8 protein-coding genes and 1 pseudogene are annotated in these 11,510 nt (G+C 71.0%); 7 read left to right on the top strand and 2 right to left on the bottom strand.

Annotation, left to right across the window (positions count from 1 at the left end; all coding sequences use genetic code 11):
- Positions 1 to 338, top strand: a pseudogene (locus ABD335_RS05125) (hypothetical protein); the annotation flags it as partial.
- A gap of 25 nt (positions 339 to 363) precedes the next feature.
- Entirely contained in the window at positions 364 to 1,131 is a 768-nt protein-coding gene (locus tag ABD335_RS05120; protein WP_344320868.1) for a bestrophin-like domain, read from the top strand.
- Positions 1,132 to 1,234: 103 nt separating this feature from the next.
- Here ABD335_RS05120 and ABD335_RS05115 read toward each other — a convergent pair whose 3' ends face one another.
- Positions 1,235 to 1,867, bottom strand: a complete 633-nt coding sequence (locus ABD335_RS05115; protein ID WP_344320867.1) for a GAP family protein — start codon at positions 1,865 to 1,867, stop codon at positions 1,235 to 1,237.
- Positions 1,868 to 3,430: 1,563 nt separating this feature from the next.
- Here ABD335_RS05115 and ABD335_RS05110 point away from each other — a divergent pair.
- From ABD335_RS05110 to ABD335_RS05100, 3 genes are all read left to right on the top strand, one after another.
- Positions 3,431 to 3,856, top strand: coding sequence for a helix-turn-helix domain-containing protein (locus ABD335_RS05110; protein WP_344320866.1), 426 nt, complete (start codon positions 3,431 to 3,433; stop codon positions 3,854 to 3,856).
- 5 nt (positions 3,857 to 3,861) lie between these two features.
- Positions 3,862 to 4,278 carry a VOC family protein gene (locus tag ABD335_RS05105; protein WP_344320865.1) on the top strand — a complete coding sequence of 139 codons (417 nt, stop codon included), beginning with the start codon at positions 3,862 to 3,864 and terminating at the stop codon, positions 4,276 to 4,278.
- A gap of 379 nt (positions 4,279 to 4,657) precedes the next feature.
- Entirely contained in the window at positions 4,658 to 7,105 is a 2,448-nt protein-coding gene (locus ABD335_RS05100) for an excinuclease ABC subunit UvrA (RefSeq protein WP_344320864.1), read from the top strand.
- 203 nt (positions 7,106 to 7,308) lie between these two features.
- On the opposite strand, the gene ABD335_RS05095 is transcribed toward ABD335_RS05100, so the two are convergent.
- Positions 7,309 to 7,923 (bottom strand): GNAT family N-acetyltransferase, encoded by a 615-nt coding sequence (locus tag ABD335_RS05095; protein ID WP_344320863.1) that lies wholly within the window; start codon positions 7,921 to 7,923, stop codon positions 7,309 to 7,311.
- 372 nt (positions 7,924 to 8,295) lie between these two features.
- Here ABD335_RS05095 and ABD335_RS05090 point away from each other — a divergent pair, with 372 nt between their 5' ends.
- Positions 8,296 to 8,937, top strand: a complete 642-nt coding sequence (locus ABD335_RS05090) for a YceI family protein (protein WP_344320862.1) — start codon at positions 8,296 to 8,298, stop codon at positions 8,935 to 8,937.
- An 816-nt stretch (positions 8,938 to 9,753) separates the two neighbouring features.
- The gene (locus ABD335_RS05085) at positions 9,754 to 11,499 is read left to right on the top strand and encodes a cellulase family glycosylhydrolase (protein WP_344320861.1); all 1,746 of its coding nucleotides are present in this window, start codon (positions 9,754 to 9,756) and stop codon (positions 11,497 to 11,499) included.
- Positions 11,500 to 11,510 lie beyond the last annotated feature (11 nt).

Raw genomic sequence — 11,510 nt, 5'->3', positions numbered from 1 at the left:
CCACCGCACCGACGGCGGTGCCCCGTCCGTCGACCACCGCCCCCACCACCGCCCCCACACCGTCCCTCACGCCCGCACCCGCCCCCACGACCCTCCCCGCCGCCGTGCCGCGCGCACCGCGGCCCCCGGAAAGGCCCGCGCCGCCGCGTGAGGTCCCGCCGCCGAGGCGGGCCGCGCCCTCCCCCGGCGCTTCTCTCACACCTCCCGTCCACGTCGCCACACCGCGCCAAGGGCCCGACGCCGGCCTTCCGCTCATCGGCCGCACCCTGCTGATCGTCGCCCCCGCCGTACTGGCCGCCGCCGCGCTGCGTCCGCGCTCCGGTTCCCGTTCCCGCTGAAACCCCCGAGGCCCTGAGGAGTCCCATGGCCGAATGGCTCTTCCTGCTGCTCACCATCGCCGCCTCCTGCGCGGCCGTCGTGACCGTCACCCTGCTGCGTCAGCGCCGGGTGGGCGAGGACGACGACCCCTCCGAGACGCCCGACGTCATCGAGTACATGACGATGATGATCGGCGTGGTGTACGCGATCGTGCTCGGCTTGGCCATCGCGGGAGTCTGGGAGGGCCGCTCGGCCGCCGACGAATGGGTGCGCCAGGAAGCACAGGCACTGTACGAGGTGCGCGAACGCGCCCAGGCCTACCCCGCCGAGGCCCGCGACAGCGTGCGCGGCGACGTCGACGCCTACGTCCGCCACACGGTGACGGTGGAGTGGCCGCACATGGCCGAGCACGGCAGGACGACCGAGCGGGGCGAACTGCTCTTCGACCGCCTGCGACGGAACATCACCGAGTACGACCCGCGGACCGCGCGCGAGGCACAGACGTACCAGGCCCTGATGGACCAGATCGCCCTGGCCGACGAGGCCCGCATCGCACGCGATCAGGGTGCCGAACCGACACTGCCCGGCGTGGTGTGGTTCGGGCTGGTGGCGGGCGCGGCGATCGCGGTCGGCATGGTGTTCGCCCTGCAGATCCAGCGCTCGGGCCGGGAACTGGTGCTGGCCGGGCTGTTCACGGCGTTGATCGCCTTCCTCCTCTTCCTCGTGTGGTACTTCGACTCACCGTTCACCCGCGGACTGGAGGATCCCGCCGAGGCGTTCACCACCCTCTTCCCCCGGGCCACGGGCGGCTGAGACCACGTCCCGGCCCCGGGACCGCGCTCGGGCTGAGCGAGGACTCCCGGGAGGGCGCTTTCCGGGGCGGGCGTCGACCTCCCGGGGCAGGGCACCGGGATGCTCAGGTGAGGAGCAGGGCGACGAAGATCAGGCACACGATGATGTTGATCAGCCAGCTGTGGGTGGTGGCCCAGTCCCGGAACCGGGGCATGGCGGCCTCGGCCCGCCGGCGGAACACCAGCCGGGCGAGCAGCGGCAGCGCCGCGATCAGAACGGTCAGCGCGATGAACGGCAGCGCCGCGACCAGGTCCGCGTCGCCCTGTTCCAGATGAACGCCGACGGTCAGCATGACCAGGACGTCCGACGGCATCAACAGGATGATCAGCAGGCCGACGGTGAACGCCCTGCGCGGGCCCGCCGTCATCAGCGCCCCCAGCCACTTCGGCGGCTGGACGGTCGCGCGCCGGCGCCAGTTCCGCAGCGCGGCGAGCACCAGCAGACCGACCAGCACGTACTGGACGATCCGACCGGCCGAACCCTCGTCGCCGGAGGCGCCCAGGTCCACGGCGGTCCCGAGGAGGGCCGCCACTCCCCGGGCGGCGGCCGTGCCGACGGTCACGGCCACCGCCACGCCGACCAGAAACGCCAGGGACGTCCGGACCGCCCGGGGCGTGGTCACCAGGATGATCGCCGACAGGATCTGCGGGCCCGCCATCATGGTGATCGCCAGCGGCAGGATCCGCAGGCCGTCCATGGAATCTCACCACCCGCGCGTGGGGGAAGAGCCGGCCGAGGACCTTCTCCTCGGTCCGTCGGAATCCGGCTTCGAGGATGTCGCCCCGCGCCGCGGGTTCGGACGGCCTGGCCATTGATCGACGCCACCGACTCCGGTGACGACCTGACGCACGCGGACCTCCATGGCTTTCGCTCCTCTTGTGCGGGACGTATCTCGCGCCGGCCCGTCCTCCCGGCGGACGGGCGCGAAGGTCATCGGTGACGACACGGAACGGCAGTACCGACCCATGCCCCACGGAAGGACCCGCATCACGCCCCGCAAGGCCCCCGGCACCGGATGGTCGTATGTCGGCGACAGGCGATCGTTCCCAACTCCTCACTTGCCCTCCACCAGCCTGCGCCAGGGTGTCGGCGCGGCACACTCCGGGAAGGACCGCCCGCCGCTGAGGGGGTGGGCGGGGCACGGGCGCGCCCGTGTCGCCGGGCGGACTGCTCGGTGTTCCCTCGTCGGGTGGAATCGCCGGTCGGCCACCCGCACGGGGTGCGGTCCCTGCTCTCCTGTGCCGGAACGTGCCGAGGGCCGTGGAGGGCGATCGACGCGTTCTCTCCCCGCGGTCCTCCTCACCGTCGGGCCGTGGGGACGGCGGTGAAGACGCCGTGCCGTGCCGGCGTCTCGACGCCGCCCGCGCCTCTTCAGCCGTTGTCGACGTGGCCACTGTCGAGGTGGGTGACGTAGTGGGTGACCGAGGGAATCTTGACGTTCAGCTCGCCGGGGTCCTCGGTCAGCATCTCCTCGTAGGCCAAGAGCTTCCCGGTGTCCCGGTCGGGGATCAGAGTGCTGCTTCGGCAGCCCGCCGAAGGCGGAGTCGACGGAGAAGGCCGCCCCCGGCCGGCCGGAGCGGTCCCGGACGGCGCCGTGGTACTCCACCCCCTCGAACGTCGCCGGCGCGCGCAGCAGACCGGCCTGCTGCGCCGGGGAGAAGACCGTGTTCAGGGCACGCTCGTTGAGGCGCTCGAAGAACGCCCCCGCGCCCTTCCCGTCGCCCAGGGAGAGGATCCAGCCCTTCATGGCCTCCGCGTCCGTGTCCCGAGGCGGCCGCGGAGGTCTTTCTTCCCGCGGGGAAGTCCTCCGTCTCCTGTCCGCCGTCCCGGGTGACGACCCGTCTGCCGGACCCGTCGGGCCGGCGCCAGGTCTCGTAGCGCTCGGGGACGACCTCGGAGGTGGCCCGCTCACCGTCGATGCTGGTGAACAGCGACCACGTCTCATAGGTGAAATGCGCCGTCGCACCCTCCGGTGGGGTCGGTGCCGCACGTTGGTCGGCCTTGTCCGCCAACCGCCGCAGGATCTGTGCGGCCGGGGTGCCCTCGGGGTCCTGGAAGGTCAGCGGTGCGGGGGTGGGGCTGCCACGTGGCGGTCCTTTCGGGCAGGGCGGATCTCCGTCGTCGGCGCGGACGGCGGGGCGTCGGACGCACCGGCGGCGAAGGCCGGGGAGGAGGCGGACGGGGTGGGCCGGGCGGCGTCGACCGGCATCGTCCGGCATCGTCCGCGGCACGGCGCCGGGCGTTGTGGGATGGTGGTCGCGTGACGTTGGAGGATCTTGTTCGGCTGCGCCGGGCCCGTGACCTGATGGACCGCGACTACGCGAAGCCGCTCGACGTTCCGGCGCTGGCGCGCGTGGCCCTCATGTCGCCGGGGCATTTCTCCCGCAGCTTCCGCGCCGCCTTCGGAGAGACGCCGTACAGCTACCTGATGACGCGCCGGATCGAGCGGGCCAAGGCGCTGCTGCGGCGGGGGGACCTGACGGTGACGGAGGTCTGTTTCGCGGTCGGCTGCACATCGCTGGGGTCGTTCAGCTCGCGGTTCACCGAGCTGGTCGGCGAGAGCCCGAGCGCGTACCGGGCCCGCCGTCATGACGAGGGCGCCGCCATCCCGGCCTGCGTCGCCAAGATCCACACGCGACCGGTCAGGAATGGAGAAGCCAACCCCGCTTCCTCGCCCGTAGCGTGAGGCACATGGACATCAAGCTTTCACAGTGCTTCATCGCCGTCGACGACCACGACAAGGCACTCGCCTTCTACCGGGACGTTCTCGGCCTGGAGGTGCGCAACGACGTCGGGTTCGAGGGGATGCGTTGGGTGACCGTCGGTGCGCCGTCGCAGCCCGATGTGGACATCGTCCTCGAACCGGCCGTCGCGGACCCGAACGCCTCGCCCGCCGACAGGCAGGCCATGGCGGAACTGCTGGCCAAGGGATTGTTGCGCGGCGTGATCTTCTCGACCGACGACTGCGACGCCACCTTCGAACGCATCCGCGCCGCGGGTGGCGAGGTGCTGCAGGAGCCGATGGACCAGCCGTACGGCGTCCGCGACTGCGCCTTCCGCGATCCCTCCGGCAACATGCTGCGCTTCACCCAGTCGCGCAAGCAGTAAGCTCCGGCCCCGCGGATCGGGCGCTCCCCGCCGGCGAGTCCCGCGCCGCATCCGGGCTCGGCGCGAGGTGACGAGATGCCCGACCGCGAGCCGATGCGCGCCGGCCGCCGGTCGGTCCGACGCCCCGGCCGGCGCACCGCCCGGCCGGGGCTCGGGGGTGCCCACGGGTCGAAGCGGTGTGGACCGTGGGCACCGTGGTCCCTGCCCCGAGCACCATCCCGGCCGACACCGCGGATCAGGTGGACGGCGGGCCGTTGCCGCGACCGCGTGCCACAGGAGAAACAGGAGAACCGGACGTGCCGCTCGAAGCCGGTCGGATCGAGCCAGGCGACACCGACGGGGACCGCGAAGGCGGCCCCGCCCGACGGATGGAGACACGATGAGCAAGGCCACGAGGACGGACACGCAGTCGCCTGCGCCGCGCGTCGCCGACAGCCACGATCTGATCCGCGTGCACGGCGCGCGCGTGAACAACCTCAAGGACGTCAGCGTCGAGCTCCCCAAGCGCCGGTTGACGGTGTTCACCGGCGTCTCCGGCTCGGGCAAGAGCTCGCTGGTGTTCGACACGATCGCCGCGGAGTCGCAACGACTGATCAACGAGACCTACAGCGCTTTCGTGCAGGGCTTCATGGCGACGCCGGCACGGCCCGAGGTCGACGTGCTCGAAGGGTTGACGACCGCGATCATCGTCGACCAGCAACGGATGGGCGCCAACCCCCGGTCCACGGTCGGCACCGCCACCGACGCCAACGCGATGCTGCGCATCCTCTTCAGCCGGCTCGGGCAGCCGCACATCGGCCCGCCGAGCGCGTTCGCCTTCAACGTCCCCTCGGTCCGGGCCAGCGGTGCGATAACCGTCGAGCGCGGTGCCAAGAAGGCCGTGAAAGCGACCTACACCCGCACCGGCGGCATGTGTATCCGCTGCGAAGGCCGGGGCACGGTCTCCGACATCGACCTGACCCAGCTCTACGACGACTCCAAGTCGATCGCCGAGGGCGCGTTCACCATCCCCGGCTGGAAGTCGGACAGCTTCTGGACCGTGCGGCTCTACGCCGAGTCGGGCTTCCTCGACCCCGACAAGCCGATCCGCGAGTACACCGAGAAGGAGATGCACGACTTCCTCCACCGGGAGCCGTCCAAAGTGAAGGTCGAGGGTGTGAACCTCACCTACGAGGGTCTGATCCCCAAGATCCAGAAGTCGTTCCTCGCCAAGGACAAGGAGGCGCTGCAACCGCACATCCGGGCGTTCGTGGAGCGGGCGGTCACCTTCACCACCTGTCCCGAGTGCGACGGCACCCGGCTCGGCGAAGCGGCCCGGTCGTCGAAGATCAAGGGCATCAGCATCGCCGACGCCTGCGCGATGCAGATCAGCGACCTGGCCGACTGGGTGCGCGGCCTCGACGAGCCTTCCCCGGGCGCTTCGAGCGGGAGACACTCCACGGTGGCGCCGCTGCTCGCCGCGCTGCGGCAGATCCTCGACTCGTTCGTGGAGATCGGCCTCGGCTACCTCTCGCTCGACCGGCCGTCGGGCACGCTGTCGGGCGGCGAGGCACAGCGCGTCAAGATGATCCGCCACCTCGGCTCCGCGCTCACCGATGTCACCTACGTCTTCGACGAGCCCACCATCGGCCTGCATCCCCATGACATCCAGCGGATGAACGACCTGCTGCTGCGGCTGCGGGACAAGGGCAACACGGTGCTCGTCGTGGAGCACAAGCCGGAGGTGATCGCGATCGCCGACCACATCGTCGACCTCGGTCCCGGCGCCGGTACGGAGGGCGGCACCGTCTGCTTCGAGGGCACCGTCGAGGGGCTGCGGGCCGGCGGCACCCTCACCGGCCGCCACCTCGACGACCGGGCCGCGCTCAAGGAGACGGTGCGCAAGCCCGCCGACTGGCTGGAGATCCGCGGCGCGACGGCGAACAACCTGCGGAACGTCGACGTCGACATCCCGCTCGGGGTGCTCTGCGTGGTCACCGGCGTGGCGGGCTCCGGCAAGAGCTCGCTGGTGCACGGGTCGATCCCGGCCGACGCGGGTGTGGTGGCGGTCGACCAGAGCCCGATCCGCGGCTCCCGGCGGAGCAGCCCGGCGACGTACACCGGACTGCTCGACCCGATCCGCAAGGCGTTCGCGAAGGCCAACGGCGTCAAGCCGGCGCTGTTCAGCGCCAACTCCGAGGGCGCCTGCCCCACCTGCAACGGCGCCGGTGTCGTCTACACCGACCTGGCGATGATGGCCGATGTCGCCAGTACCTGCGAGGAGTGCGAGGGGAAGCGGTTCCAGGCCTCGGTGCTGGAGTACCGCCTCGGCGGGCGCGACATCAGCGAGGTGCTGGCGATGCCGGTGGCCGAGGCCGAGGAGTTCTTCGGCGCCGGCGAGGCGCGCACGCCGGCCGCGCAGCGCATCCTCGCCCGGCTCATCGACGTCGGCCTCGGCTACCTCACCCTCGGCCAGCCGCTCACCACGCTGTCCGGCGGCGAGCGGCAGCGGCTCAAGCTGGCCACCCTCCCCCAGCCTTCGGCCGGGGGGACTCCCAGGGCCGAGAAAGGCGGCGTCTACGTCCTCGACGAGCCGACCACCGGCCTCCACCTCGCGGACGTCCGGCAGTTGCTCGGCCTGCTCGACCGGCTCGTCGACTCCGGCAAGTCGGTCATCGTCATCGAGCACCACCAGGCGGTCATGGCGCACGCGGACTGGATCATCGACCTCGGCCCCGGCGCCGGCCACGACGGCGGCCGGATCGTCTTCGAGGGCACACCCGCCGACCTCGTCGCCGCCCGCTCCACCCTCACCGGCGAGCACCTCGCGGCCTACATCGGCTGCTGATCGAGGCCCTCGCGGACACCGTGGGACGAGGATTCGCCACCACCGGAGGAGTGCGGGCCGGCCGTCGCCCCGACGGCCGGCAGGCGTGGCTCCGCGGTGCCGAACACGGCATCGGGGGCCGCCGTGGCGGCCGGGCCGGCGACCACGTGATCGCCGGCCCGGCCTCCGGCACGTCCTCGCCGAGGCGGTGGAGAGACGGTGGATCAGTCGGGCATCCCGCTCCGGTGCGGGTCCCGTCGCATGCACCAGGTGCGCGGGCCGCCGTCGGGCAACTCGACCTCCGCCGTGACCCCGAATCCCAACCGCTCGTAGAACGCCACGTTCCGCTCGCTTGAGGTCTCCAGGTAGACGGGGAGACCGGCCCGCTCGGCGGCGTCCAGACCGGGCCGGAGCACCGCACCGCCCAGCCCCCGTCCCTGGTCCCGCGGATCGACCCCCACCGTGGCCAGGAACCACACCGGTTCGCCGGGACGGTACGGCTCCAGGGCGCGCTCGGCGGACTCGTACGCCGCCGCGCGGTCGCCCGCCAGTTCACCCACCAGCGGGCCGACCTCGGCGAACCCGGGGGCGGGGTCCTGCTCGGGGGTGGTCCACACGGCCACGGCCCGCCCGTCGCCGCCCACCCAGACCCGGCCGTACCGCATTCCGATGCGGGTCAGGAAGAGCTCCTGGAGGCGGCCCACCCGCTCCCGGTGGCCGTCGGCCGCGATCACGTGCCGGGTGAAGGGGTAGTCGGCGAAGGCGCGCGCGAGGGTCCGTACGGCTGCGGGCACGTCCTCCCGCGTGGCGGGGCGGACGCGGTGGTCGTCGATGGCCATGCGGTGTCCTCCGTGGTTTCGCGCCGGTGCCCGGCCATCATCGGTGCCGGCGCGGCGGCGGAGCGACCGAGTTTCCCTTGCCACCGCGAGTACGGGCGACCGGCGGCGATCCGGTGGACCTCCTCGGCCCACATCCGGCCCCCTGGTCTTCTCCCTCGGTCTTCTCTGGCGAGATTCACGGCGGCTTCCGGGCGGCGGCGGGCGCGGGTCCGCGCGGTGAGTTCGTCTTCCAACGTGATCGGCAGTCGCTCGGCGGACCCGCCGTGGCGCAGGGCGTGGGTGCCGGTGAAGGCGCCGGCCGGGACGCCCGAGAACTCCGACTCTTGATCACGTCTTGCGGCAGTGCCCTGTCGTGCACTAACAACGTGCAGCATGAATCTGTTCAACCGCAGTTCCCCGCCTCGCCGCACGGTGGCCCAGGCCGCCCCGGCGGCCCCGAACTCCGCTGTCCTGCCGGATCCCGCCCTCGCGGCTCTGACCGGGGAGTGGATGATCGATCCCGCGCACAGCAGGATCGGGTTCTCCGTCCGGCACGCCATGGTGACCACGGTGCGCGGCGCCTTCACGGAGTACGAGAGCCGCCTCTACTTCGACGGCCGCAACCCGGCCCGCTCCCGGGCCGAGATCGTGCTGTCCAGCGCCAGCGTCCAAACCGGCGTGGAGCAACGCGACGCCCACTTGGTCGGCCGCGACTTCCTGGACGCCAAGACCTACCCGCGCATGAGCTTCACGAGCACCGCCGTGCACGTCGCGGGCAAGGACGTCTACCGCATGACCGGCGACCTCACCATCAAGGGCATCACCCGTCCCGTCGTCCTGGAACTCACCTACTTCGGACACGTCACCGATCCGTTCGGCTACGAGCGGGTCGGCTTCGACGGCACCACCACCATCAACCGTTCCGACTGGGGCCTGACGTACAACGCCAAACTGGCCCAGGGGGGTGCCCTGGTGAGTGAGAAGGTCCGCCTCCAGTTCGACATCGCCGCCATCCGTACCGCACCTGCCGGTTAGAGGGGCGCTCCCTCCACTGTCGTGTGACCGCATCCCGGGTCACCGTTCGGCACGTGCCCGGCCCGGCCACCGGCACGGCGGTCGCCGTGCTCGTCCGCATCCCCGGCCGTCCGGGCCCGGACACCACCGGGATCGTGCGCGGTGCCCGGCCCTTCAGGGCGGACGGACCGGTTCTGCTGCTCGACGTATCGGCGGTCGATGCCCGACGGCTCCACCGCCGCTACGAGCGCGGACCCGAGCGTTCCCGGCTTTCACCGCCGTCGCCCGCTTCGAGATCGCCCTCCGAGTCCCCGAGCATGATTGGTTTGGCGCCGGGGAACCGGCCGTTCCCGCCGACGCGCTCGGACCCCGGTGCGGCAGGTTGGAGTCCCCGTCCGACGCAAGGCTCGGCGGCCGCCGGACGCACCGGGACGGACCGACACCACCGGTTCGAGTCCCGTGCTCCGCGCGTCCCTCACCGACACCGGCTGTGGACGCCCGGCCCGCAAGGCGTCGACCACGAGAGCGCGAAATCCGACCGGACGGCGCCGGCGGAAATCGATTTCGGCGCTCCGATCGTCTTCGGCGCTCCGATCGTCGAATTCCTTTCGACAACCCTTTGGACACTGAACCGATACAGTCGAACGTCTCGTTTAAGCACCAGAAGTCCGTATTGGCAGGCGGTGAATTTCGTCGAGCCCACGCTGAAGACCTTGCGTCACCGATGTACCACTGCCAACATCGCGGCGAAGCGGCGTTCGAAAACCCCGCCCCAATCGACCGCGGACGCGCTCGGTTTCTCATCCTCCGCGGCAGTGCGTGATCACGAGGAGTGTCATGTCCGGTTTACGCGACAACATGGGAACGACCCGTCGGTGGGTCGGCATGCTGGCGAGCGGTATCGTCATGCTGCTCGCCGCGCTGACCGTGGTGACGGTCGGCAGCGCCGGTGCGATGGCGGACACGGCCGCGCGCGACAGGCCGGCCTCGGACAGTGCGATGGCACAGGTCGCCGCGATGCAACCCGGATGGAACCTGGGCAACTCCCTCGACGCCACCGGCAGCGACGAGACCTCGTGGGGCAACCCGCGCATCACGGAGGCGTTGCTCGACAACGTCAGGGCCCAGGGGTTCAACAGCATCCGCATTCCCGTGACCTGGGGCCAACACCAGGGTCCGGCGCCGAACCACACCATTGACGCGGCGTATCTGAACCGCGTCAAGGAGGTGGTCGACTGGGCGTTGGCGGACGGCTTCCACGTCATGATCAACATCCACCACGACTCCTGGCAGTGGATCGCGAACATGCCGGCCGACCGCGCCGGTGTGCTCGCCCGCTACAACGCCATCTGGAAGCAACTGGCCACCACGTTCCGGAACTCCTCGCCCAGGCTGGTGTTCGAAAGCGTCAACGAACCGCAGTTCACCGGAAGCTCCGGCGACGCCCAGAACGCGGCGCTGCTGCACGAGCTCAACACCTCGTTCCACCGCATCGTGCGCGAGTCCGGCGGCAACAACGCGACCCGCCTGCTCGTCCTGCCGACCCTGCACACGTCGGCCGACCAGGCACGGGTGGACGAGCTGGTCGCCACCTTCGACGCTCTCGGCGATCCCCATCTCGCCGCGACGGTGCACTACTACGGCTACTGGCCGTTCAGCGTGAACGTCGCCGGCGGAACGCGTTTCGACGCCACCGCCCAGAAGGACCTGACCGACGCGTTCGACCGCGTCCACAACGCCTTCGTGGCCCGGGGCATCCCCGTGATCCTCGGCGAGTACGGCCTGCTGGGCTTCGACCGCCACACCGGCACCATCCAGCAGGGCGAGAAGCTGAAGTTTTTCGAAGCGCTCGGATACCACGCCCGCGTCAGGAAGATCACGACCATGCTGTGGGACAACGGTCAGCACTTCCAGCGCACCGGCTTCCGGTGGAACGACCCGGAGCTGTTCGCGCAGATCAAGTCCAGCTGGACGACCCGCTCGGGCACGGCCTCGTCCGACCAGGTGTTCAGCGCCCGCGGGGCGGCCGTCACCGACAAGACGCTCACGTTGAACCTCAACGGCACCTCGTTCGTCGGGTTGCGCCACGGCGCCACCGACCTGGTGCGCGGCAGGGACTACACCGTCCAGGGCGACCGGCTCACCCTCACCGCCTCCGCGCTCACCCGGCTGAGCGGATCGCGGGCCTACGGAACCAACGCGGTGCTGCACGCGCGGTTCTCACGCGGTGTTCCGTGGCGGATCGACCTGATCACCCACGACACCCCGATCCTGCGGAGCACCACCGGAACGACGAACTCCTTCGCCATCCCCACCGACTTCCGCGGCGACCGCCTCGCCACGATGGAGGCCCGGTACGCCGACGGCAGCAACGCCGGCCCCCACAATTGGACCTCCTACAAGGAGTTCGACCGCGCGTTCGCGCCCGACTACACCGCCGGCGTCACCACGCTGACGTCCGACTTCTTCGCCGAGGTCAAGGACGGCTCCCGCGTGACGCTCACGTTCCACTACTGGAGCGGAACGACGGTGACCTACTACGTCACCAAGTCCGGGACGTCGGTCACCGGCACCACGGCCTGATCGCCCCTCCG

Origin of the sequence: Streptomyces macrosporus (assembly GCF_039533145.1) — a bacterium.
Lineage (GTDB): Bacteria > Actinomycetota > Actinomycetes > Streptomycetales > Streptomycetaceae > Streptomyces > Streptomyces macrosporus.
Note: the sequence above shows the minus strand (reverse complement) of the source record. Positions and strands in the feature narration are given on the sequence as shown.